This is a genomic window from Bdellovibrio bacteriovorus str. Tiberius, assembly GCF_000317895.1.
Lineage (GTDB): Bacteria > Bdellovibrionota > Bdellovibrionia > Bdellovibrionales > Bdellovibrionaceae > Bdellovibrio > Bdellovibrio bacteriovorus_F.
The window spans coordinates 2,477,251-2,500,141 of sequence record NC_019567.1 but is presented as its reverse complement, the minus strand read 5'-3'; the positions used below and the strand labels follow the sequence as shown (position 1 = coordinate 2,500,141).

Below are 22,891 nucleotides of genomic sequence, written 5' to 3'. Positions count from 1 at the left end.
CATTTCGTTTCTGAAGCAGTTAAACGGGAATTTATTTCTAAATGACTGACAATTTGTGGCCCGTTCCTTGCTGTTCCGGGAACGGGGTCCGTGTAAGGCCCTTTTGACACCACTTTGTCACCTTTTTGATAAGGATAAGCTATGTCTCTCAGAATAGTTATAGTCTGCGCCCTGTGTTTGATGGCGCTCTCCATCGCAAGTGCCGAGAGTGTTTCCCTGCCATTGAACTCTGTAAAGAAGCCGGCGATGGATCTGGTCAACAGCTCCGGAACGGCTTTGGATGTGGGGCAGGCCGCAGCCCTTGCCAATCAGGGGGCTGATCTCAGTCTGCTAAATCCTCTTGAAAACAAGATGTGGCAAAACCGCGTTTATCCGGGTGTGGAAGACATTCCAGGCAGCTATCCGGTTGCTCAGCGCGGGGTGCAGTTCCTGTCTGAAGAAGCCGCCTTGCCATTCACTTACATGTCCCGCGTTCAGTCGCTGGAAAATCCGAATCTGTTCTATCGACTAAGCCTGTCCCGTTTGACTCATACAACTTTGATGCGTGCGGCTTTGTTAAGAAAGCTGGGTTACTATGTTCCGTCTCCGAAGTATTACCGCAACCTGCGTGTATTCTTCAAAACGGAAGCGGAAAAAGAATCCTTCCTGAAAAACGCCCAGGAATCCATGATTTCTGACTTCGAAAGCCGTGGCTGGGTGACGGAAGACAATAAAACCAATCACTCTGTGGTGTTTTCGGATGCGGTTCTTGAACCGGCTGTTGCGGAATATTTCGATATCCAGTGGGGTTATGCTCCAGATCCAAACAATCCCAATCAACTGCCTGCGGTACAACGCTATTCCCGTTACAGAGCTTACCGCGCTTTGATCCTGCCATTTGCTTTGGTTGATTTGCCAGAATCCGTGAACAGATTCAGTGCCAAGTTCGGTGCGGTTCTTTCCGGTCACGTGGTGATCAATCATCCTTCAGCTGAATCATTCTCGGCGGCAAGCTATGAAGACGTGCGCTGGTTGGTTCGCCGTATGGCAGAACTTCGCCACAGTGATTTTGTTGAAATCGTGCGTGCCGGCGCTTACCCGCAGGAACTTGAAGACCTGATCGTGGCAAAACTTCTGCACCGTGCTCACAATGCACTGGAGCTTTTCAACGTTAAGAATACTTCCGCGTTGCCATTGCCGGACCTGAATATCACTTCGCGATCTGGTTTGGTTAAAGACGGAAAAGTCACGCAGGAATTCGTTCCGGGCTATCCTCAGCGTTTTGCGCACGGGGACCGTCAGTCGCCGTTCCAGGACGGGGACCTTGAGCGTTATATGGGTATCCGTGCCAAATCCGCTGTGATCGGCACCGTGATGAACCACATCAACGAAAAGCTGGATTTGCTTTCTACATCTGATCTGTTCCAAAACCGTCGTGATGAAATTACTCAGCGAGTTCTGGAGCACATCCGTGAGCGTCCGTACGAGCCACTTTACCAAAAAGTGGAAGCGTGGGGCGGTCCCGTAGGTGGCTTCAATCTGGGTGCAACTCGTCACGTGACGACGGGCACTTACTTCGGCAGTTCTGCGCCAATTCAGTTGGTGGATAACGTGTCCGTAGCGGGTCGTCTGGGTTACTTCATGACTCTGGACGGGGTGCCTAAGATCACGCCAATGGCCGGCGCGAACATCATGGTAATGCGTGATTACACTCACGTACGCCCTTTGAACTCCATCCAGGAAGGCACGAAAGTGTCCTGGAAAGATCTTCTGGTTCCGCGCTTTATGTCGAAACTGTCAGCGGTTCTGGACGAAAAAGACCCTATCAAATCCCAGGAAGAGGGCAAACCAGCTCGTCAACCTCTGGATGCTTTCCTGAGCGAACTGCGCGAAGGTGAAGTGTTCACGGTGACGGACTCTATTGCTTTGTCCGCTTACGCTCAGGCGTCTTCATCTTTGGATGTTTTGATGGGTATTTCCCCGTTGAACTTCCTGAACACTGTGGCTGTGGGTGTGGATGCAAACCGCGCGATCCTGAGACAAACCAGCTTCATGCGCACCAAAGAGGGCGTGCAGGTTTACGTTCGTTCCCAGAACAGCAAAGCCATGGGTATGACCCTGGACATCAACTATTTCATCAACGTGATGCGTGTTCGCGCCAATACCACATGGGCGGAACTAAGCACGGACGCGTTCGTGATTGATTACAATCCTGAGTACGCGGAATACATTGATTCTGAAAATCAGGAAGCGAAGTTCGTAAAAGACTTCATCAAAACCCGTAATGACCTGAAACCGGCATTGCGTGCATTGTTTAAGAGTAATGACCCGGAGTTGTTGTACGCCAACTTCAATCACCGCAAGTTCGAGATCGACCACAACCTGAAAACCCGCGAGATCCGAAACAAGTTCTTCGCGATGCGTGTGAATTCCTTTAACGAAGATCACACTTTGAAAATTCGTTACCCGCGCAGTGCAGAAGCTCCGGATCTGGATCCTAAAGACGAAGAAGTGACGCTGTTCTCTAATAAGCGCGGTGAACTGATCGGTCGTGATTTGCTGGGCTTTGCCTTTGACTGGGTTGAAGGTCTGATGAACAAGTGGTGGCCAAAAGGCCGTGTGGATCTGGCTCGTTCTGACGATCCAAATCCAGCCAATACTCCGTACGGTAAAGCGTACTGGAGAACCGTAACCACCGAATCCGACCTGACGACCAATGCGAAACAGTATCCATCCGTGGGTGTGGTTCAGCGTGTATGGGGCGGCTGGCACTTGAACCGCAAGAAATTCCTGAAATTGATCGACGAGGTTCAGGGCGAACTGAAAAGTTCTCCGGTCGGATCTTACCGCCTGATTGAAAAAGAAGCGTTCTCGAATGTGACGGCGGTGGATTTCTATCGTATCACGGCGAACCTTTCCATCCTTCCGGGTGGTTTGGACAAGATCAAAGACCTGATCCTGCAACCGGATCAGGACGGGAAGTCTGTTCCTAAAGCCAAGTTCATCGGTCGTCTGTTCCAGAAACTGAGCGAGAAAATGGGCCGTAAAGCCCGTCCTCACGATCAGGAGATGTTCAATGATATGGTCACAGTTCTGGGTAACGGTGACTTCAAACGTGGTAAATCCGAGTTCATCACTGCATGTCAGGAAGAACAGGATGCCCACAAAAAAGAAAGAACGATGAACTATCAGGGCTCTTGGGTGAATGGGACATACTTCGACTGTATGTTGCCGTGGATGGAAAGACTGCTGAAGCTTTCTGCCAGCTACCCGAAAGACAAAAAATCCCAGACGCAGTGGATGACCAACGTTGTTTACACTCTGGAAGAGGCGATTCCATTGCCTCAGCTTTTGAAGTTCCTGGGTAAGGACAACTACATTTACTTCGTGCGCATCAACGGCTTCCGTGCTGGCGATGAAGACGGGGATATTGAGTACTTCTCCAACACTTTGGGTGATCCGAAGCAGAACATCGAATACGCCAACGGTCTGATTCAGATGTTCGCGACGAAAACCCGTATTTCTCCAATCGAACTGGATAAATCCCTGGGGAGCTTCCGATGAGATCCTTGATTCTTTCTGTTGTCTCCTTGAGCTTCCTGGCAAGCCACGCTGTGGCTGCCGATCCTTTTGCGCACATGCAATGGGGTTTGAACAATCAGGGGGTGCCGCAAATGATCGACCTGGATCCATTGCACACCTATAAAATTCCTGCCCGAGTTCAGGAAGACGTGCGTCTGCCATCCCCGGTAAAAGCGAAAAACAAAGTCATCGTGGCCGTGCTGGATACCGGTATCGCCAAAAATCACCCGGATCTGAAGGGTGTCATTCGTCGCAATGAATCCGAGTGCCGGGCTTTGGTGAAGTTTGAAGCCTGCGTGGCCGACAGCGACCGCAAAACTTGTGAAAAGAAATGGATGGATCTGAGCAATCCGGAAGTGGATCAGGATAAAAACGGATACCCACTGGATTGTCAGGGCTGGAGCTTGCTGGGTGGCGTGAATGCCGCCGGCATTATGGGCCGTCCGGACTTTGGCGATGACCAGGGTCACGGGACTCACGTCGCAGGTATTATCGCGGCGGAAGTCGACAACAATATCGGTGTGCGTGGTTTGAGCGAAAACGTCGAGATCCTGCCCGTGCAGGTGATCGGTGTTCAGCCTTCTGAACCGATGAAGCCTTTGTCTATTTATGATTCCCCGCAAGAGACCGGCCGTGAAAGTGTCACCCGCAGTCTGGGGGACATGGTTGGCCGTGGTGTGATCTATGCGATGCGTTCGGGCGCCAAGGTGATCAACTTCTCTATGGGTTGGCCTCAGGCGAAAGATTCTGATTTCATGCGCAAAGTGATTGCGGAAGCTCAAGCCCGCGGTGTGATCATCGTGGCTGCTGCCGGCAATGACTCGACTCGTGCGCTTCTTCGTCCGTGCGCTTATCCAAATGTGATTTGCGTGGGAGCGGCCGGTCCTGATGGCGCGTTCTCGCATTTCTCTAACTTTGGTAGCGGTGTGGATATTGTGGCTCCGGGTGTGAATATCCTCAGCACTTATCCTGAAAGCAAACGTCCGGTGCGTTTCCGTTCGACTTTGGGTTATGAATACCTTTCTGGAACTTCTCAAGCGTCGCCTTATGTGGCGGCCGCGGTGGCCGAGCTGATGGCTCGCGGTGTTCCGGCTGATGAGATTTACGCAAGACTTGTGCTGGGTGCCCGTCCTTTGAAATCCAACCTTTCTCTGGTTTCTGGCGGCTCTCATGAACAAGGACAAGCGCTGAGCCCGGAAAGGGAAATTTACAAAAAATATTCTGTTGCCGGTAACATGGACGTTGAGCAGTCCCTGAAAGTTTTCGTGCAGCCGTTGATTGTTCCTGCTGACAAGGAAAAAGTCGAAATCAACTGGGATCGTAAGAGCAAAGATTTGAGCTTCGAGATTTCTTTTGTGAACAAATGGCAGGCCATTGATATCGGCAAGGTGAAAATGAACGCTCAGTTCATCAAGCCTCATGTGGATGCGGTTCGCCCTTGGATCACAGCCATCAAAGAAGCGGCTCCATATCCAGGTGTGTGGAAGCAGAACGAAGTGCGCAAGTACGTGGTGATGATGAGTCTGGTGGATTCTCAGGATCCATCCCAGTCCCGCATCCCAAGTGAACTGGATTTGACCGTAGACGTGCGTGTTGGTGATGCCGAAGCCCGCCGTTATGTCTTTGAAAGTGAAGTCGTGGTCAGCGTGACGCCGGAAATGGCTTCCGCCGATGTGAAGACGTTTAATATCACTGGCATGCCAAGAACCCGTGTGTCCTTCCTGCCTTTGGATGAAAATCTGGACAACCATCCGGAACAGCGTGATTACCTGGCTTTGGGTCAGCAGAACAACACCTGGCAGTTGTGGCTGGTTGCTGACAACGGCAACGGCGCTTACACCGCTGTGGGTGGCACTAAAATCCGCCCTGAAGGTGAAGCCGACAATCTGCGTGAACAGGTTCTGACCCGTTTGGATCTAAACGGTGACGGTCAAAGCGAATACGTGATGGGTATTCTGGAAGACAAATCCGAGTTGGACGAACCCGAAGCATCCCCAATGACGTTCTATATCTTTGATAAAGCCATGAAGCTGCTAGAGACCTTCAAGTATTCTGCAGAGCTGGCTCCGGCGCCTTATCAGATGTACTGGCAGAAAATTGGTGGCACCAAACGCCCGGCGTGGGTGGGAGGTGGTAAAGATCCATCCAAAAAACGTGGTTTGAAAGAGCGCTGGGAAAATCCGGACAACTATGAAAAGGCCCAGACACGTTTCTATTTCCTGAACGAAAAGAATGAACTCAAAGCCCTGGAAGAACATCAGGGTTACAAGATCATCGACGTGATCGAACCGCGCCGTGAACAGATGGTGGCGGGACGTGTGCCTGTTTTGCTGGCAAAAAATCAGGGAACAGAAGCCAAGCCAAGCTATCTATATAATTTCGCCATCGCTGAGGTGGTGGAAGGCCGTATCGAAAACTTCATGGAGCTGGATCTGTTTGCCCACCAAACCACTTACCGCAACATCCTTGATACCCGTGTCGACAAGGTTCATGCCCTGGATTACGGCAAGGACGAGTTCGCGGGCAGCTTCTGGTTCGGTGAAGGTTTGAACCGTCAACAGCGTTTGTCGGTCTTTGATAACAAGAACTGGGAACTGTTAGACCAGCAGCTGGGGGCGGAACGGTCCCAATTTGACTCCGCTTTGTGGGTGCGCGCCGTGTTTGCGGGGCTGCAGCGTAAAGGAGCCTTTGTTCTAACGAACTCGGAAATCCAGTATCACGACCTCGTGAGGACCCGTGTAGTAAGCAAAAGTTTCGAGCGTTACACGTTCTTCCCCGACATGTTGATGACGAATTTGTACTTCCCGCTGACTTTAAAGGATGCGCGCGACGCATCAACGAAGATTCCAGCGCTATTTACCACGGAAAGTTCGGAACTCAGCCGTGGTGTCAAAATGTTGGTACCGGTTTTTGCAAGGGATGGATCTGCGATCGAACTGGTGTCACCAGCGCGCTTGAGATTCAAGTCTTCGACAGGGTGTCGTCCGATGGATACACCGGTCTTTGACGGGGTCAGGGGAGCCCACTCGTTCGATTACTACTGCGGCGATAAATTGCTGAGAGTTAATTTAACTTACTAAACAAAAACGAATATAAGAGTTCGATTTTTAACAAAACCTATAAGGGGGAACCATCATGAAAAATGTTATGCGCGTAGTTCTTGCGTCTGTAGTTGCGACTAGCTTTGCTGCCTGCGGCGGCGGCGGCGGTGGTGGCGGTGGCGGCGGCTCTGCACCAGTTATCTACTACCCATATGAAACTGTATACGGTGACGTGTGCCAAACTCAGGAAGCTTCTCCAGGCTGTACTTTCCTGAAATCCACTGGCGAGCGTATCAAAGTAACAGACGATCCTGATTACAACAGAGGCGGTTACGGTTCTGACGACCTTTGGTATGTTAAATTTGATTCCAACGGTAAAGCTGCGGTTTACAACGACCTTGGCGTGTTCCAGTACTATGCTAACGTAAGCGAATTCGCTGGTTACGTTGGTGGCAATACTATCGGTGTGGGCACAACTGGTTTCTACTGGGAAGATATCTCCAGTGGTACTTACTGGTTGGGTAAAAACGGCGTTCTTTACAATGCGAACTCCGGTGAATCCAACTACGGTCAAGCTATCAATGACAAAACTTCTTCTTCTGCTTCAGACACAAACTTTGCTGCTTTGAACTCTGATGCCAATAAAGAGCTTGTTAAAATGGCTTCTGATCGTCTGATGAAAGAATACGGGTTCAAACAAGACAAAGCGGTTGCGGTTGCTTCTGCATTGAATTCTTGGGCAGTTGCTGCTGCTGAACGCGGTACTACTTCTGAAAAAGACATGGACAAGACTTTCAAAGCTGTCTTCGGTGTTCAGTTCTCTGACGCTTTGGCTGCTGCTAAAGATCTTTCCTTCGGTGACAACTCTGGCATGCAAGACCTGACTAACAGATCTGCTGCTGCGTTGGGTTTGAAACCTCACCAGGCTCAGAAGTTCATGAAGGGCATGTACAAAAAAGCTCTTGCTAACTGGGGTTACGACGAATCCAGCTTCAACTGGTAATTGTCTTCTTAACTTAAATGTTGTTGTAAAAGAAGAGGCTCCCAAAAGGAGCCTCTTTCTTTTTTGTGAACTAAAGAATCTCGGGGGGGACATTCCCTGGTTCTTGCAAGCCGTCTTCGGAGGGGGAGTCCTCAACAACCTGCTCAATAATAAGAGCCTTCAGGAAAGTCTTCCGGTTAACGAAATAATAAACAGCTCCACTGGCAAGTCCCAGCAAGAATCCATACCAGTGCGCCAGATAACTGATCGAAGGGTCAAAGGCCGAAGCCGGGAAGAACACCCCCAACGCCACACCGAAAGCGCGCAGCATTCGTTGAGTCTTGGTTCGCTGCTGATCCAATAACAGATACAGAATCAACCACGCAGCCCCCATCCAGTAAACCACACCGCTGATGCCGACCAGTTTCACCGCCGGGTCATAACTTAATAGAGTTAAGTAATTGGTGAAGCCCCCGATAACTAAAGCCGCCGCCGGGAAAAACCACAGACTGAAATAGCCGCTTAAGAAATATCCTAATACAAAGATCCCCAAAGAATTCGAAGCCAGATGCCCCAGATCCGCATGGGCAAACAGGGCCGTCCACAGACGCCAGTATTCGTGGTTTTTAAAGACCGCTTCACCCGAGGCCGGTAAAAGGGCCCCAATACCGCCCCAATTGCGCCAATAGACGACGGACAGGGCAATCAACGTAAACACACTCCAAGCCGCTATAAGGCTTGCACGGAAGTGGGGACGGCGGCTGAGCCACGTTCGGCGAACGACCAGAAAGCTATTGGGTGAAGTGGACTGCATCGAAACCTCCGAAGTTCAAAGGTGGGTCGGGAACCGGGGAAGTCAAGGCGGGTCAAAAAAGAAGGGGCTCTGCTTAGGAGCCCCTTATAAAAATCAATTAAGTTCGGATGCTAATTAGTGACCGCGGGACACGCGAACCTTGTTGATAAGCATTTTGTCAGGAGCGCCGTCCTTGTCCGCGAATGTTTCGTAGGAAATCACAGTCTCGCCATAGCTGACACCATCGATCAGATGCTGGATGTCCAAGTGGCATTCAAAGATCCCGTCATAGCTGACAAAGATGCAGTTATTCTTGATAGTCGCAGCACCCTGGCCCGCAGAGATCATCGCGCGGGATAAGATGGCAGACAGTTTTTCATCAGAGCGAACATCACCTTCCAGAGTGATTGCACTGGCGCTGTCGATCAGAATTTCCAGTGCTTTTGCATTGGTTTCAGCGGCAGAAAGGCCCTTGGCAAAACCGGGCAGGGCAAACAGCAGAGACAGGGATAATACAGCCAGCTTTTTCATTTGAGTGATCCTTTGTTAGGGGCCTTTTTAAATCGCGGATTTATTCAGCTATCCAGTTAAAAAATTGCAAAGTTCCGCCACCAATATCCAGCAAGTCTGATGCCGTGTCGGTAAGGAGTGTATTGCTTTAAGCCGGTTTCGGCTGTCGAACCCGACATTTTTTGTCAGCGATAGCCCGTTCAGGTGAACCCTTCCGGAGCGCTCAGGAGTATTCTGAAATCAGGAAAGCTATATCCTGTTTACGTTGCACCGAGGAATTTATGGATTCTGCGAATTTTAAAACTCTATGTGAAAGACTCAGCCAGTCTCTGCAGCGAGAAGATGTCAACATCAAGCCCTACCGCAGTGAGGCTCTGGCAAGTTTCAACTCGCTCGAGCCTGCGCAGAAGGAGCGGGCCTTTAAAACCCTGCGGGACTACGTGGACATCTGCGAGGGCGCACAGAAAGAGCATATCTCACTGCGCGATTCTGAACGCTTCTGTCGAAAAGCTCTTGAACGCTGGGGGCTTTCACCTTCATCGGATTTCTTTATCGGCGTGGAAAACGGGGATTGTGTCGAGGTGTATACTGAGGAAGGATTTCAGGTCTTTCGCAATCTCAGATTCTTTGAGCTGAGCAGTTATACCGTGGAAGAACTTTATTGTATCGAGTGGTGGAAGCTGTTCGGACGGAATCCTGGATTGACGGAAAAACTTTTTTCGATGTGTCTGCAAACCCTGCAGGGCAGAACGCCGGGAACTTTGGTATTTGATATGCCCGAACACGATGTGTGGGAAAGTGTTTCAGCGGAAAAACGGCATTTTATGGTTCAGCCGAAGTTTGGTTCGGCCCTGCACAGAGAGGGCCGAATTCTGGGGTTCCTGGTGGCCAACCGGGTGCGCCCGCAAAAGACTTAGAAATAGCCCATCAAGCCTGCTTGCATCGCAATGCCTGACACCACGTTGTCAGAGGCAACTCCGCCGGATTGTTTTTGATAAACGTATCCACCATCAAGACGGAAACCGACATTGCTGCCCGTCGGGAACCACTTCACAAACGGACCTGCGAAGAATTCCATGATGTCGCGTTTTGAACCGGCACCGTTATCCAGCTGACCGATATCAAACAAACCACCCAAACCATAGATGAAGATTTCACCCGGTGTATTGGCGATCATGTTGTAATCAGCCCAGCCGCCGAACTTGAACAGTGTGCTGGTCAGGCTGCCGGTGGCGTCGGCTGCATAGGACGCCAAAGGACCGAACTCATAGGTTGCATAGTTCCAGCCAAAACGGCCCGCGATTGCAATATCTGTTTCGTTAGATGCGCCTGCGGCATCAGACTTTGTGTTGGTCAGATCAAAGGAAACAGCGATCAGGTAGCGGCGCATGGACTGGCTCATGGTGGTGTCGCCGAATTCATCCGGTGCCAGCTCATAGACCTGTCCCGGGGCCAGGCTGCCGCCAGAGAAGTCAATAATGGCCTGGCTGCCTTTCACTTTGCGTACTTTGATTTTTTGCGCAAAGGCGGAGCTGGAGAAGGCCAGCAACAGGATCAAAAGAAAGCACTTTTTCATAACACCTCTTCAAGTCATGCAGGATGGATATCAAGACTAAAGTCTTTCAATCGGCACGAAAGCTGTCAACGAGAAGTTGTCTCAGAGTGAGACGTAAAACTTTCTCGAGTTTAAGTAAATGGCGCGTTTAGCCGAACAAAAGATGGTAAACAGGGGAACAAAGGGAGTGCCATGTCTTCTTCCTGGGGAAACATTCCAACTTGGGCTTACGATGCCGCCCAGGCGCTGATGCAGTCATTGAAGGTCGTAGACCCTTTGACGTATGCCCATTGCTGCCGTGTCGGGGAGATGTCTCGTAAACTGGCGCGCGATGCAGGCTTGAATGAGTATCAGCAGAAGCTGGCTGAATTTGCCGGCCTTTTCCACGATATTGGCAAAATCGGTGTGCCTCAAGAGATCATCGCCAAGCCGGGTAAACTGACTGATCAGGAATATGAACTGATGAAGTGCCATCCGGTGCTGAGTGAAGAGATCATCAAGCCGTTGGCGACCCATGATTTCTTTGCCGAGATTCTGCCGGGCATTCGCGGACATCACGAACGTGTCGATGGTCGTGGTTATCCGGACAAAAAGAATGGCGACGAGATTCCGCTGATTGCGCGTATTATCCTGGTGGTTGACACCTGTGATGCCATGTCTGAAACCCGCGCATACCGCAAAGGTCTGCCGATGGAAGTGGTGTACGAAGAACTGAAACGTTGCTCGGGCACGCAGTTCGATCCGCAGCTGGTGCAGATCTTCCTGAAGGCGCACGAGCACTGGAAGGACCAGAAGCAGGATCAGGACACTCTGAATTACCTGATCAAAAAAATCGCATAAAAAAAGGCCGGTTTCCCGGCCTTTTTCATTTGAACTATTTCTGTTTGTTCGTGCTTTCAAAGATCTTGTCAGCAGATTTTGCGACAAAGCCCTGATACAGCTGGCCGTTGTCCAGCGCATAGCGTTTTGCGAACTCATAGTAGCAGCCCGGAATATTGTGGGTGCTGCCGTCGTCGAAGCTCACCGGAATTTCAGAAGCCATGGTGGAGCTTTGCTCCAGATAGTCCGCTTTGGTCCCTTTGATTTCACCGCCGGATTTGTTCAGCGTATAGCCTTTGTCCTGAACGAACTTGTTCAAAGTCGGCAGATCGTTGAACTTGTTCAGTTTGTTCACGTTCACCGTGAAGTGATTTGGACGGAAGCCGTAAGCCGCTACCCAGGAAGCGTATTCGGATTCTTCCGCCAGTTTTGCGTAAGTTTCCCAGTTTACTTTCCAAGGGCGTCCCGCCATGGCGAAAGTTTCGCTTTCAATCACAGATTCCGGAACCTGTGCCACCAGTTGGTTCACAGTTTCACGGACGAAAGGGGACACCTTTTCAAGCTCCAGTTCGCTGATGAAGATCTTTGGATTGTCCATGTTCGGGTGTTCGTAGTGTTTGGCGTAAAGCTTTTTTTCCACGAACGTGTATTCGCCTTTTTCAACGTAACCCAGTTTTTTGAAGTGCTTTGCCAGGGATTCAATCCCCAGGCGCGGGTGGTTGAAGGTGCGAAGAGCAATATGGTCATTCAGCACGGTTTCACCTTCAGAGGTGAAAATGTCGTAAATGCGTTTTGCCGCAGGATTCAGTTGGCAGTAATCCACCCACATCTTTTGCAACAGAGTGTCCAGATTCATCATGGCGATCTCCTAAATATTATTTCAGCACTGACGAGACTACCCCTGTTGTCAGAGTGGTGCAATCCTTTAATGGCCGCGAGCGTTAAGCGTTGGACACGGTGGAATTATCGCGAACAATAGGGGGCTCTGGGGAAAAGAATGACAACATTGCCTGAGATCCAGCAAATCGAAAAAAAAATCGCGCAACTGGGCTCCACCGCCCGGGCGGAGATTTTGACCCATAGTCAGTACGAAGACCTGCGCTTTCCAATTTACAAAGTTTCTTTTGGCAGTCAGGACCCGCAGGCTCCGGTGCTGGGTTTTGTCGGTGGAGTGCACGGACTTGAACGCATCGGTGCTCAAGTCTGTGTTGCTTTGATGAGCTCTTTGGCGGAGCTGTCCCAGTGGGACGAAAGCATTCAGCAGACCCTTGAAAAAGTCCGCATCTTTTTCATTCCGACGGTGAACCCGGTCGGGATCTATCGCAAAACCCGCTGCAATCCTCAGGGCGTGGATTTGATGCGCAATGCGCCCATCGATGCTGACAACCCACAGTTTTTGCTGGGCGGTCATCGCTACAGTAAAAAACTGCCTTGGTATCGCGGTGAAGAAGGCGCGCCGATGCAGCTTGAAGCGCAAGCTCTGGTGGACTGTGTCCAGCAGGAAATCGCGCAAAGCAAACTGGCGATAACTTTGGATCTGCATTCGGGTTTTGGTCTGCAGGACCGCCTGTGGTTCCCGTATGCCAAGACGGTGCAGCCTTATCCGGAACTGCATCTGTGTCACGCGCTGAAAGACCTTTTGGATCGCACGTATCCGCATCATTTTTATCGTTTTGAACCGCAAGCCCAGAACTACACCACGCACGGGGATTTGTGGGATTATCTGTACGACAATCACCGCGCCCGTCCTGGCAACGGCCTCTATGTGCCGCTGTGTCTGGAAATGGGTTCATGGCTTTGGGTGAAGAAAAATCCGTGGCAGATTTTCAGCGCGGAAGGTCCGTTCAATCCACTGAAAGGACATCGTCACAAACGCACACTGCGCCGTCATAACACGCTGATGGAGTTTTTAATCCGCGCGGTGAATTCGCCGCAAGCATGGGCAACGCAGAATCAGGAACAGGTCCGGCAGCATGACATCCGGGCCAGGGAGCTTTGGTATGGCAACATCTAGAAACTGGCTATTGCTGCGCGGGCTGGCGCGCGGAGTGGGGCATTGGGGATCTTTCTCTGAAAAAATTCAGCAGCACTTCCCGAATGATAAATTCGAGTTTTTGGATCTGCCGGGCAATGGTTCCCGGCACGGTGAAACCAGTCCGATCAAAATTTCTGAATACGTCAAAGATCTGCGCGCACGTTGTTCTTATGTGCAAAAGGGCGAACCGTTTCAGGTGTTGTCGGTCTCTTTGGGGGCGATGATCACGGTGGAATGGATGAAGGAATACCCTCATGAAATCCGCAAGGCCACTTTGGTGTGCACAAGCTCTGGCGGTTTTTCTCCGTTTTATCGTCGCTTTATTGCCGGCAACATTCCCAAAGGTTTGAAGCTGATCGGTCGTGAAAAAGATGAAACCTTCTGGGAAAAAACGATTCTTGGAATGATCACCAACAGCCACGAACGGCGCGAAGAAGAAATCGGCGCGATGATGGAATATACGAAACAGCACCCGATGAACCCTCAGAACGTGATTCGTCAGATGCTGGCGGCGTCTCGTTATCGCTTCCCGGATTCAGCTCCAGGTGATATCCGCCTGCTGGGAAGTCACGGGGATCGTCTGGTTTCCCCAACCTGCACTTTGAAGATCGCAGAAAAGTGGGGCGTGCGCGCGGAAATGCACCCATGGGCGGGGCATGATGTACCCATTGACGACCCGCAATGGCTGCTGGAGCACTTGCTCTAAAACGCCTGTTTTTACACAGGATTTCAAAGGAAGTTTTTTCAAACAGAGCGAGGTTTTTTTACCATCAGCTCGCATATAATCGACCTGGAGCCCATCAACGCGTGGCTCCGTTGACTCCGTAAGCCTTTTCTTATTCTCTATCCCCTAGACTTTTATCCAGAGGCGGATGTGAGTAGTAGGACCTATTTAGCCGCGATGCTTTTGAGCGTTGTGGTGGTTTCAAAGTCCAAGGCACAATCGACGAGCTTGAAAATTCCTCAAGCCGAAGGGGTGAGCTCTATCCAACAGCCGCAAATCTCGTCAAAACCGGCGACGGTGTACGGCCAGATCAGGATGGAGGGGATGCAGTATCTGACCCCGATTCCTGAATCTCCGAATTTGACATACAGCCAGCTTCTTTCCGCTCGTCTTTCCGGTCTTAAGGAAACTTCCTGGATCGACTTTGCCGCCGACATCTCTGGCGGGACCTTCTTCACCCGTGGACAATCTCACTTCGTTGTTTCTGAAGCTTATGTGGCTTCCAAGAAAGCGCCTTTCCGCGCCTTTGCCGGTCGCAAGAAGCACGACTGGAGTGAAATGGACCGCCGCTGGCAGCTGGGGCTGTGGCAGCCGAAGTTCGCTATCGACACCCTTCGTCCCGAAGAACAGGGGCTGACGGGATTGTTCCTGGATTATAACACCAACGGCTGGCAGATTGTGGGTTTTGCCTCACCTCTGTTCATTCCAAGCATGGGCCCTGATATTCGTGAAGAGGGTGGCGGACTGGTTTCAGACAGTCGCTGGTATCGTGCCCCTTCCAGGGACTATGACTTCAACAACAACATCAACACCATCCAGTATCAGCTCGACATCCCGGATGCAGCGAAGCTGACGGCCAATGGTGGTGCGGCGATGATGGGCCGACTGGGCAACAAAGAGCGTGGCCCGTGGGTGGTGGTCAGCGGTGGTTATCTGCCGGTGAATGAACTGATTCTGAAACGCAAAAACTTCAAAGACGTTTCTGAAGAACAAGTGGACGTGACGGTGTCTCCGGATGTTACTCATCACATCATCAAATCCATCGACGTGGGTTACACTCATGGCCGTATGAAGGCTTCTGTTTCTTATCTTGAGGACGATCCTATTGAAAAGCGCCCGGATGATCCCGAGTGGTCCATCCAGAAGCTGGAACCGATCCGTGCGTATTCTGCAGCGTTTGATTTTTCTTTGGCGGACTTCCTGGCAAAAACTTTGGCCTTCCAGGTCGAGTACCTGAAAATTGAAGGCGGCGGCATCACGGACATTCAGTCCAACGGCCAGCCGGATGACTTCACGATGTTTGATGATCGTTTGAAATTCACGAACGCACTTTCTTTCCGTGTTGAGGGGCAGCTGGCAAGCTTCTTCAATCGTCCGTTCGTGACCCGCTTCAAGTATTTGTATGATTATGATCAAAGAGGCTCGTTGCTGAACACCGAGTTCTTATATTACCCAAGCCAAAAGTGGGCCGTGGTCGTCGGAGGAGACGTTTTGGGCGTGCAGGATGAAAAGCACGATCCATCCGGATTCCTCAATCAATATCGCGCGAACGACCGTTTCTACGGGGGCATGACTTATGTTTTCTAAATGTTTGAAGGCCGTTCTGGCATTGTGTCTTGTCGCGGGACTGGCGTCCTGTGACTCGAAAGTCGGCGAGGAACCACCTCCGCCGGAATCCCAGGAATTTGGCGGCACCCAGTGTCTGACCGAAGCCAAGCCTGTGGCCAAAGCCTTCGTTGTCGGTGACGCCAACAAGGAAGAATTGGAAGCGGCCTGGGACTGCATCGGCAGCGCGGTTGAAAAGTTCAAACGCTATGTGCGCGGAAACACCGCAGACCGTTACACCGCACAAGAACTGGCTACGTTCCTTGAAAAGAACTTCCTGGATCCCAAAGAAAACGTCGTTATTTCCCAGCAGCTGCAGACCGAGTTCATGAAGCTGAAGCAGGTCTTCGTCGGCGGCAGTCGCGAGTATCTGACCCGCAGCGAACTGGATAAAACCATCGCTTTGGTTAAAAGCCTTCGTACTATCACGGTGAATCTGAATCCGTACATGAAAGTGATCTCTCTGAACTGGGAGGTTTCTGAAAGTCCGAACATGCAAAGTGATGTCCGTCACTTTGAAGAAGCCAATAAAGAACTGCAAAACGCCGCGCGCATGCTGGCATCTTTGATTGAACAAAATGCGCAGGGCTACAACCTGTCTGATTTTGTGGTTTTGATGCAGGAGATGGGGCAGTTCTTCGGCGAAAAATGGGACTTCCCCTCTGTCATTCAGACGTACATGCCGGTGATCAAAAAAGTGAAAAAGGCCCTGGCGGGTGGAGATGAAAATTCCATCACCCCGAACGAATGGCGCCGTTTCACTTTGTTGGGTGCCCGTGGTTATGTGCAGTTCCTGCGCTATCACTATTTCATTAAGTCCGTTCCCGAAACCGGCACTGGTTATCGCCTGGGTTATCTGGCCCGCACGGTGGAAGACGTTTTGTCCGTGTTCCAGGATCTTGTGGCGGAAAAGCCTGAAGGTGTTGTTTCCCGTGACGAGGTCTTTGACCTGCTAAAAACCCTGGAAATCGTCTGGCCGGAGTTTAAAGTGTCTTCAGGTCTTGTGTTTGAAGGTATGAAGATCAAACAACTGTTCTTTGGTGGCAGTGTTGATTCCCTGACAACGACGGACTTTGAAACGGCAAGATTGAAAGTCAGCCGTATCAGAACTTTGATCGAACGTTTCATGCCATTCTATTCCATTTACGGTCGTGAATGGGATCCGGATATGTATGACCCGGATGAAGCGCAAAAGCTGTTCATGGAATCCCAGTTTGTTCTGGAAGCCACTGTGCGCGAAGCCGGGGTGTTGTTTGAAGGGTCTTACGACCTGAATGACCTGAACAATATCGTGCGTGAAATTGAAATTCTGTATCCACCGAAAGACGGGCGGGGCCTGGCTGATCAGATTAAAAGCTATCTGCCGCTGGTGATTGACGCCAAGAACATCGTTCTGGGCGGCAATGATTCGTCTTTGCGCAAATCCAACTGGAGTGTGTTGTTGGGCTTTGCAGCCCGTGCGTATTCTGATTTCCTGTACTATCAGTATTTCCTGATGGGTGAATCCCTGCAGCAGCCGGTGAATCTGAGCTATTTCTCGGTGTTTGGGAATCAGACCCTGAACATCCTGCGTGATCTGTTGCTGGTGAAAAAAGAAAACCAGTTCACTCGCGTGGAATTGAACAAGATTGTGAAGCACCTGATCCGCTTGGAGCTGGTACCGGGTGCAATCAATGAACAATCCGCCGACAAATTGATCAGTGTGGTTCTGAACAACATGCTGGTGGCTCCAGAGGCCCGTTTGTCCGGTCATAAACCTGATGCGCTGACTTTGACTTCGGTTGAAGTGGGTCGTCAGGAAATGCAGATCTGGATCGACACCGAGCTGATGTTTGCCCAGATGGCCGAAGGCTGGAAACCGGAAGAAGGTTTGACAGCCAAGGACCTGCTGGCAGTGTTGAAGAAAACTGAAAAGAACCTGGATGCTCACGCCCTGCCATTGCAGGCGGCGCTGACCGAACTGATCTTGTCGGTGGAAAGCCCGGTTCCAATGACCACGGACTATCGTGGTTTTGTGATTATCTCGAACAAGTTTGAACAGCTTTACACGTTTAAGAGCTTGCGTGACCTGAACCGCAACCGTGCGGTGGCAAGACTGCTGATTCGCTCTTTTGCTAATGACCTGAATCGTATCAACACGTTCCAGGGTGCGACCTTACCGGAAGTGGAAGGGGCGTTTAACGAACTGAAATCCATCTTTGTGGAAATGGGTTTGTTGGATCCGAAGAACACCTCTTTTGCATCTTCGCGCTTCCGTGAAGCCAATATCTTTGTTCCGCACTCTGACGGGAATGCCCTGGCTTCTCAGGCCGAGATCACGGATTTGATTGGCATGATCTGGTCGGGTGTGGGTATCAATACGCGTCTGCGCACCGAGCTTGTGAAAAAGTGCTTCGGTCGTGATGAAGAAGTGACTGACAACAGTCTGGTGACTTTAAGCTGTGCTCGTGCAGCTTATAAAGACGCTATGCCTGCGATCATGTCAGCGACGCCGGAATACATCAAGTTCATGAAGAAGGCCTCGGCCGACGAGTGGGCTTATTATATGAACAATGTCTTTATGGCGGCCGGTTACGTTCCGAATGACAAGAATCTGGCGAAGATGGGCGATATTGCCCTGACTCCGCACGTGATTCAGTACGTGGAAATGGTCTTTGCCCGCTTTGATAAGAACAAAGACAACATTATTTCCACCAGCGAAGCCATTAAAGCTTATCCGGCCTTTAAAGGTCTGTTGAAAGAACTTGCTGCGGATCAGTTGAAAAGTGGTGTGCTGAAAGAAAAAGACCTGCTGGATGTGTTCACGTTCATTCTTCGTTACGGCAAACCGCCAACAACGTTGATGGAGCAGGCAAGGTTCATGTTCAAGTGGAAGGGCAAACAAGACAAGTGGGACGTCTGGGCGGACCGCGTGCAGCTGGCTCAGATCCTGGGTTATATCGCCGAACAGGTCGCTAAAAGCCCAAGTGCCAAGATCATTCAAGAGCCAGCCTCCCAGGACGCTCTTGAAAAAGCCGCAAGCCAGCTTTAATTCAGAATTAAAATCAGAAAAAACAAAAGCCCCGAACAGGGGCTTTTTTATTGCTTAAATCAGTGGTGAGATTTCTTAATCGAGCACTTTAGGTGTTGAAACTTGTGCTGCCGTGACGGTCGCATAGTTCAGAATCAACCCGGCAAAGACCCCGGGGCCAACGGCAGTTGGCAGTGCCGAAGAAACATCCGAATTTGAATCCACATCAGCGCTGGTCGGTGCATAGACCAGATTATCACGTCTCCAGATATAGACGCGGGATTTAGTGCCGACGTTGTGAAGGTCAATCACCACATCAATGTTGTTGGGGATGTAAAAGCCCATATCAGCACTGGTGACGGTGCGAGTTTGGCCATTAAATGTGATCGAAGCGTTCACGCTGGCGCCCGTGCGACTGAAGGTCACCACGATACCCGTTGAACCTGACACGCTGGAGTCGCTCGCATAGAAAACGGCGCTGACATCACTTAAAGTGACGTTATTTAAAGAAGCTTTCAGAGAAATAGAGCGGGAAGATCTGACGCCGGGCAGTGTAGAAGTGAAGCGAACAACGCCGGTGGTGCCTGCGATATGCAGCGCAGTCGAGTCAGCCTGGCTGAACGAACCGGATACGACAGTGTAACTGTCTAAACCAGAAATGTCTTCGACATCGCCACCCGATGAGCAGGCGGCGCTAGCCAGGAAACCAAGTATGAGTAGGGATTTTAGAATGAATTTTTCCACATCATGGACTCTACCGGGATTGGTTGTTTGTCGTTATATTTTGCTGATGGTTTGACATTATAAGGAGTTAAAATGTCACCCTTCACTTCAAAGTATATCAACTGACCAACCGGCATTCCAGTGTAAACACGCACAGGCTGTTTCACGGAAATTTCCAGAGTCCAATAGTTGCAGAAACCGACGTCTCCTTTGCCAGCAGTGGCATGGATGTCGATTCCGAGACGGCCTACGCTCGATTTGCCTTCCAAAAATGGGACATGCTTCAGAGTCTCAGTGTACTCAAAAGTAACGCCCAAATAGAGAGTATCCGGCATTAGCACGAAACCCTCTTCTGGAATTTCAAAGGTACGAATTTTGTTATGCTTCTTGGCGTCCAGCACTTTGTCTTCATAGACAGCTAGAGTTTTACCCAGGTGAACATCATAAGAGTTCGTACCCAGGCACTCTCTGCGGAAAGGTTCCACTTTAATGGAGCCTTCCTTCATGAAATCCAGAATTTGCTGATCCGTCAGAATCATTACGAATTACTTCGTTTCTCTGTGGACAGTGTGGCGCTTAAGATTCGGATTGTATTTCTTCTTCTCAAGACGGCTTGGAGTCTTAGTTTTGTTTTTTGTAGTAGTGTAACGAGAAACAGGTTTGCCTTCAGCACGAGCTTCAGTGCACTCAAGAGTTACGATGATTCTTCCTGTCTTTTTAGCCATTGCGATACCCCTTAAATTGAACCATTTGTACTGCCACGCGTTGTATAGAAAAAATGACAATACCTTTTCAAAGGGGCTCAAGGTATCAAAGGAAAAAGGAAACTTCAACAGACAAATTCGCGTCTAGAGGAGGAATCGTGAAGACTTTCGGCCTTTTTTTAAGTTCCCTGCTCATGTTGGCCTGCGCACATGCTCAAACTAGTGGCATTTTGCGTGGAAATGACCTCCAACCGGTCGATTTGGCCGAAACCGTCGGTCCAGTCACTCCGGGTTCTATCGTAGTTATCGGTGAAAATCACGGTTTCAAAGAACACCAAAACCAGCAAGTCGCTATTATGCAGGCGCTTCGGGCAAAAGGCTTGAAGGTCTCTGTCGGGATGGAATTTTTTACATATACTGATCAGCCGGCCGTGGACTCTTATCGTCAGGGGCTTTTGAGCGAAGCTGACTTCCTCTCTCAAATCAAATGGGGCAATCCCTCTTATGATTACTATCGCGCGCAAAGCGTGTTCCCGAACCTGTCAGAGGGTTCAAAGACGATCGCGTTGAATGCGCCGCGCTCTTTGACGGGCAAGGTTTCCAAAGGGGGCCTGCAGGCGCTGACTCCGGATGATCTGAAGTTGATGCCGCCTCAGTTTACGGTGGGTAATGATGGCTACAAACGCCGTTTCCTTTCCATGATGCCGCATTTGCCGAATCCGGAAGCGGGCGAGCGTTACTTTACGTCTCAGTCCATCTGGGATGACACGATGGCGTGGCAGGCGGTGGAATTCATGCGATCCCATCCCGAGCAGGTTCTGGTGATTGTGGTCGGGGATTTCCATGTGCAGTATGGGGGTGGTCTGCCGGATCGTTTGCGTGTGCGCGGGGCCGAGTTCCCAGTACTGACCTATTCTCAAGTGAATACCTCAGGTCTGACTGAGGACGAAATTGCGACTGAAATCAACCCAGGCACTCAGGACGGACCCCGTGCTGATTACCTGTGGTTGGCACCCGCCAGTCCAGCGGCAGGCCAGTAATAGGTCCAGCATTGTAAAGAATCTTTGAGATTCACCACAGGTTTTCTAGAATAGGGGAATAGAGGAGACCTCGTCTATGTTCCCCCCAGAGACCCGCATCCTAGTTATTGATGACATGCCCTCCATTCGTGATCTGGTGAAGAACACGTTAAAAGCCATGGGCTATAAAAACCTGCAGGAAGCTGAAGACGGGGAAGCCGGTCTTAAAATCCTTATTCAAAACAACACTCCGGGCACTCAGATTCAACTGGTGATTTCCGACTGGAACATGCCGAAAATGAAGGGTCTGGAACTTTTGAAGCAAGTCCGCGCCACGGCGGAGTTTGCGAATCTGCCATTCGTGCTTTTGACGTCAGAGTCTGAGCGTGATCAGGTCACCGAAGCGGTTCTTGCGGGTGTGTCCCAGTATATCGTGAAGCCATTCTCGGCAAAGATCTTTGAAGACAAATTGAAAGCTGCTTACAGCAAACACAACAAATAGATTCTTTAAAGAGTGCTGCGCGCGTGCGTTGCACTCTTTCGTTCAAGCATCTACCATAGGGCATGACTTCTTTCGATGTATTGGCCCAGAACCTTGCCGCTCAAATCACTGAACTTCGTAAAAAACGTCAACTGACTCAGGCTGCCTTGGCGAAACTGGCCGGGGTGCCGCGATCCACACTGACCAATATGGAAAGCGGGATGGGCAATCCCTCGCTGGTGAATCTGGCCAAGGTTTGCGCGGCTTTGCAGGTTTCATTCGAAGAGCTGCTGGCAACGCCCAGATCCCAGACAAAGTTGATTCGCAAGGATGAAATCCCCGCCAATAAAAAAGCCAAAGGCAACGTCACTGTTTACAAACTTTTACCGGATCCCATTCCGGGGATGGCCATTGATCGCATGGAGCTTGAAGTGGGCGCTCGTATGGGTGGGATTCCGCATTCCAGCGGTACGAAAGAGTATTTGCACTGTGTGCAGGGGCAGATGACCGTGGTGGTCAGCGGGGAAAGTTTTGAGCTGAAGCCCGGAGATGTTTTGGCATTCCCGGGGGATTCAGCCCATAACTATGTTAACACGGGCGCTACAAAAGCCATCGGCCTGAGTGTCGTGACGATGACACCAAGGTATTAGGCCTTAAAGTTCTTCGCGGCAAATTCCCAGTTCACCAGCTTCCAGAACGCTGCCAGAAAATTCGGGCGGCTGTTGCGATAGTCGATATAGTAAGCATGTTCCCACACATCACAAGTCAAAATAGCCGTATGACCTTTGGTCATTGGGGTTTCAGCATTGCTGGTGCTAAGAATTTCCAGTTTGCCTTCTTTGTTTTTTACAAGCCAACCCCAGCCCGAGCCGAATTGTTTGATGCTGGCATCAGCAAACAGTTCTTTGAATTTTTCGATGGAACCGAAATCGCGAACGATGGCTTGCGCCAGCTCGCCGGCAGGTTCGCCGCCGCCATTCGGGGACAGGCAGTTCCAGAAGAACGTGTGGTTCCAGATCTGAGCTGCGTTGTTAAACACGCCGCCAGAACTTGTCATAATGATTTGCTCTAAAGTTTTGCCTTCGTGTTCAGTGCCGGGAACAAGTTTGTTCAGGTTATCAACGTACGTTTTGTGGTGTTTGCCGTGGTGGTATTCCAATGTCTCAGCGGACATGTGAGGAATCAGGGCGTCTTTTGCGTAGGGAAGTGCTGGAAGTTCGAAGTTCATCATAGAGTTCTCCTTGTCGTTCAGGTTGAAATTCCATGATCAGAATAGAGGTCGGGCGGGGGTTGAGGAACCCTTTGGTCTTTATATTGGCAAAGGGACGA

The 22,891-nt window shown here is 50.5% G+C and carries 20 protein-coding genes; 12 read left to right on the top strand and 8 right to left on the bottom strand.

Annotation, left to right across the window (positions count from 1 at the left end; genetic code table 11):
* The first annotated feature begins 141 nt into the window (after positions 1-141).
* Genes BDT_RS11915 through BDT_RS11905 form a run of 3 tightly spaced genes read left to right on the top strand, consistent with a single transcriptional unit; the run spans position 142 to position 7,605 of the window.
* A complete protein-coding gene (locus BDT_RS11915; protein WP_041577770.1) occupies positions 142-3,543 on the top strand; it encodes a hypothetical protein in 3,402 nt (1,133 codons plus the stop codon).
* On the top strand, positions 3,540-6,641 hold the full coding sequence (locus tag BDT_RS11910) for a S8 family serine peptidase (protein ID WP_015091494.1): 3,102 nt from the start codon (positions 3,540-3,542) through the stop codon (positions 6,639-6,641). The genes BDT_RS11915 and BDT_RS11910 overlap by 4 nt, the downstream gene beginning before the upstream one ends.
* A gap of 55 nt (positions 6,642-6,696) precedes the next feature.
* Positions 6,697-7,605: a hypothetical protein gene (locus tag BDT_RS11905; protein WP_041577769.1), complete on the top strand. Its 909-nt coding sequence runs from the start codon at positions 6,697-6,699 to the stop codon at positions 7,603-7,605.
* 70 nt (positions 7,606-7,675) lie between these two features.
* On the opposite strand, the gene BDT_RS11900 is transcribed toward BDT_RS11905, so the two are convergent.
* The gene (locus BDT_RS11900; RefSeq protein WP_080602394.1) at positions 7,676-8,398 is read right to left on the bottom strand and encodes a rhomboid family intramembrane serine protease; all 723 of its coding nucleotides are present in this window, start codon (positions 8,396-8,398) and stop codon (positions 7,676-7,678) included.
* Between the two features lie 114 nt (positions 8,399-8,512).
* Positions 8,513-8,908 (bottom strand): hypothetical protein, encoded by a 396-nt coding sequence (locus tag BDT_RS11895; protein ID WP_015091491.1) that lies wholly within the window; start codon positions 8,906-8,908, stop codon positions 8,513-8,515.
* Between the two features lie 260 nt (positions 8,909-9,168).
* On the opposite strand from BDT_RS11895, the gene BDT_RS11890 reads away from it, so the two are divergent.
* Positions 9,169-9,804 carry a hypothetical protein gene (locus tag BDT_RS11890; protein ID WP_015091490.1) on the top strand — a complete coding sequence of 212 codons (636 nt, stop codon included), beginning with the start codon at positions 9,169-9,171 and terminating at the stop codon, positions 9,802-9,804.
* On the opposite strand, the gene BDT_RS11885 is transcribed toward BDT_RS11890, so the two are convergent.
* Positions 9,801-10,463 (bottom strand): hypothetical protein, encoded by a 663-nt coding sequence (locus tag BDT_RS11885; RefSeq protein WP_015091489.1) that lies wholly within the window; start codon positions 10,461-10,463, stop codon positions 9,801-9,803. The two genes, BDT_RS11890 and BDT_RS11885, sit on opposite strands and share 4 nt — an antisense overlap.
* A gap of 171 nt (positions 10,464-10,634) precedes the next feature.
* On the opposite strand from BDT_RS11885, the gene BDT_RS11880 reads away from it, so the two are divergent.
* Positions 10,635-11,282, top strand: a complete 648-nt coding sequence (locus BDT_RS11880) for an HD-GYP domain-containing protein (RefSeq protein WP_015091488.1) — start codon at positions 10,635-10,637, stop codon at positions 11,280-11,282.
* A 34-nt stretch (positions 11,283-11,316) separates the two neighbouring features.
* Here the strand turns inward: BDT_RS11880 and BDT_RS11875 are convergent, their stop codons facing one another.
* Positions 11,317-12,120 (bottom strand): DUF1338 domain-containing protein, encoded by an 804-nt coding sequence (locus tag BDT_RS11875; RefSeq protein ID WP_015091487.1) that lies wholly within the window; start codon positions 12,118-12,120, stop codon positions 11,317-11,319.
* Positions 12,121-12,258: 138 nt separating this feature from the next.
* Here BDT_RS11875 and BDT_RS11870 point away from each other — a divergent pair, with 138 nt between their 5' ends.
* The 4 genes from BDT_RS11870 to BDT_RS11855 all read left to right on the top strand — a co-directional run bounded on the left by BDT_RS11870 (position 12,259) and on the right by BDT_RS11855 (position 18,656).
* Positions 12,259-13,275 carry a M14 family zinc carboxypeptidase gene (locus BDT_RS11870; protein ID WP_015091486.1) on the top strand — a complete coding sequence of 339 codons (1,017 nt, stop codon included), beginning with the start codon at positions 12,259-12,261 and terminating at the stop codon, positions 13,273-13,275.
* Positions 13,262-14,002, top strand: coding sequence for an alpha/beta fold hydrolase (locus tag BDT_RS11865; protein WP_041577768.1), 741 nt, complete (start codon positions 13,262-13,264; stop codon positions 14,000-14,002). The genes BDT_RS11870 and BDT_RS11865 overlap by 14 nt, the downstream gene beginning before the upstream one ends.
* Before the next feature lie 168 nt (positions 14,003-14,170).
* Entirely contained in the window at positions 14,171-15,607 is a 1,437-nt protein-coding gene (locus BDT_RS11860; protein WP_148278817.1) for a transposase, read from the top strand.
* A complete protein-coding gene (locus tag BDT_RS11855; protein WP_015091483.1) occupies positions 15,597-18,656 on the top strand; it encodes a hypothetical protein in 3,060 nt (1,019 codons plus the stop codon). Before BDT_RS11860 ends, BDT_RS11855 begins: the two co-directional genes overlap by 11 nt.
* A gap of 75 nt (positions 18,657-18,731) precedes the next feature.
* On the opposite strand, the gene BDT_RS11850 is transcribed toward BDT_RS11855, so the two are convergent.
* The 3 genes from BDT_RS11850 to rpmG are packed head-to-tail and all read right to left on the bottom strand — an operon-like array spanning position 18,732 to position 20,083.
* On the bottom strand, positions 18,732-19,379 hold the full coding sequence (locus BDT_RS11850) for a hypothetical protein (RefSeq protein WP_041577767.1): 648 nt from the start codon (positions 19,377-19,379) through the stop codon (positions 18,732-18,734).
* Positions 19,361-19,897, bottom strand: coding sequence for a dCTP deaminase (gene dcd, locus BDT_RS11845; RefSeq protein ID WP_015091481.1), 537 nt, complete (start codon positions 19,895-19,897; stop codon positions 19,361-19,363). Before dcd ends, BDT_RS11850 begins: the two co-directional genes overlap by 19 nt.
* Positions 19,898-19,903: 6 nt before the next feature.
* Positions 19,904-20,083 (bottom strand): 50S ribosomal protein L33, encoded by a 180-nt coding sequence (gene rpmG / locus BDT_RS11840; RefSeq protein ID WP_011164830.1) that lies wholly within the window; start codon positions 20,081-20,083, stop codon positions 19,904-19,906.
* 137 nt (positions 20,084-20,220) lie between these two features.
* Here rpmG and BDT_RS11835 point away from each other — a divergent pair, with 137 nt between their 5' ends.
* The 3 genes from BDT_RS11835 (at position 20,221) to BDT_RS11825 (ending at position 22,212) form a co-directional block, all read left to right on the top strand.
* Complete coding sequence (locus tag BDT_RS11835) at positions 20,221-21,102, top strand: ChaN family lipoprotein (RefSeq protein WP_235046105.1); 882 nt, start codon at positions 20,221-20,223, stop codon at positions 21,100-21,102.
* Between the two features lie 76 nt (positions 21,103-21,178).
* A complete protein-coding gene (locus tag BDT_RS11830; RefSeq protein ID WP_011164828.1) occupies positions 21,179-21,583 on the top strand; it encodes a response regulator in 405 nt (134 codons plus the stop codon).
* A 62-nt stretch (positions 21,584-21,645) separates the two neighbouring features.
* Entirely contained in the window at positions 21,646-22,212 is a 567-nt protein-coding gene (locus tag BDT_RS11825; RefSeq protein WP_011164827.1) for a helix-turn-helix domain-containing protein, read from the top strand.
* Here the strand turns inward: BDT_RS11825 and BDT_RS11820 are convergent.
* Complete coding sequence (locus tag BDT_RS11820; RefSeq protein WP_041578349.1) at positions 22,209-22,790, bottom strand: superoxide dismutase; 582 nt, start codon at positions 22,788-22,790, stop codon at positions 22,209-22,211. The two genes, BDT_RS11825 and BDT_RS11820, sit on opposite strands and share 4 nt — an antisense overlap.
* Positions 22,791-22,891 lie beyond the last annotated feature (101 nt).

Excerpts from the sequence above, each read along its gene's own strand:
- rpmG (WP_011164830.1), bottom strand. The coding sequence starts at position 20,083 with ATGGCTAAAAAGACAGGAAGAATCATCGTAACTCTTGAGTGCACTGAA.
- BDT_RS11825 (WP_011164827.1), top strand. The coding sequence starts at position 21,646 with ATGACTTCTTTCGATGTATTGGCCCAGAACCTTGCCGCTCAAATCACT.
- dcd (WP_015091481.1), bottom strand. The coding sequence starts at position 19,897 with ATGATTCTGACGGATCAGCAAATTCTGGATTTCATGAAGGAAGGCTCC.
- BDT_RS11905 (WP_041577769.1), top strand. The coding sequence starts at position 6,697 with ATGAAAAATGTTATGCGCGTAGTTCTTGCGTCTGTAGTTGCGACTAGC.
- BDT_RS11895 (WP_015091491.1), bottom strand. The coding sequence starts at position 8,908 with ATGAAAAAGCTGGCTGTATTATCCCTGTCTCTGCTGTTTGCCCTGCCC.
- BDT_RS11875 (WP_015091487.1), bottom strand. The coding sequence starts at position 12,120 with ATGATGAATCTGGACACTCTGTTGCAAAAGATGTGGGTGGATTACTGC.
- BDT_RS11855 (WP_015091483.1), top strand. The coding sequence starts at position 15,597 with ATGTTTTCTAAATGTTTGAAGGCCGTTCTGGCATTGTGTCTTGTCGCG.
- BDT_RS11820 (WP_041578349.1), bottom strand. The coding sequence starts at position 22,790 with ATGAACTTCGAACTTCCAGCACTTCCCTACGCAAAAGACGCCCTGATT.
- BDT_RS11830 (WP_011164828.1), top strand. The coding sequence starts at position 21,179 with ATGTTCCCCCCAGAGACCCGCATCCTAGTTATTGATGACATGCCCTCC.
- BDT_RS11900 (WP_080602394.1), bottom strand. The coding sequence starts at position 8,398 with ATGCAGTCCACTTCACCCAATAGCTTTCTGGTCGTTCGCCGAACGTGG.
- BDT_RS11910 (WP_015091494.1), top strand. The coding sequence starts at position 3,540 with ATGAGATCCTTGATTCTTTCTGTTGTCTCCTTGAGCTTCCTGGCAAGC.
- BDT_RS11880 (WP_015091488.1), top strand. The coding sequence starts at position 10,635 with ATGTCTTCTTCCTGGGGAAACATTCCAACTTGGGCTTACGATGCCGCC.
- BDT_RS11870 (WP_015091486.1), top strand. The coding sequence starts at position 12,259 with ATGACAACATTGCCTGAGATCCAGCAAATCGAAAAAAAAATCGCGCAA.
- BDT_RS11865 (WP_041577768.1), top strand. The coding sequence starts at position 13,262 with ATGGCAACATCTAGAAACTGGCTATTGCTGCGCGGGCTGGCGCGCGGA.
- BDT_RS11915 (WP_041577770.1), top strand. The coding sequence starts at position 142 with ATGTCTCTCAGAATAGTTATAGTCTGCGCCCTGTGTTTGATGGCGCTC.
- BDT_RS11890 (WP_015091490.1), top strand. The coding sequence starts at position 9,169 with ATGGATTCTGCGAATTTTAAAACTCTATGTGAAAGACTCAGCCAGTCT.
- BDT_RS11885 (WP_015091489.1), bottom strand. The coding sequence starts at position 10,463 with ATGAAAAAGTGCTTTCTTTTGATCCTGTTGCTGGCCTTCTCCAGCTCC.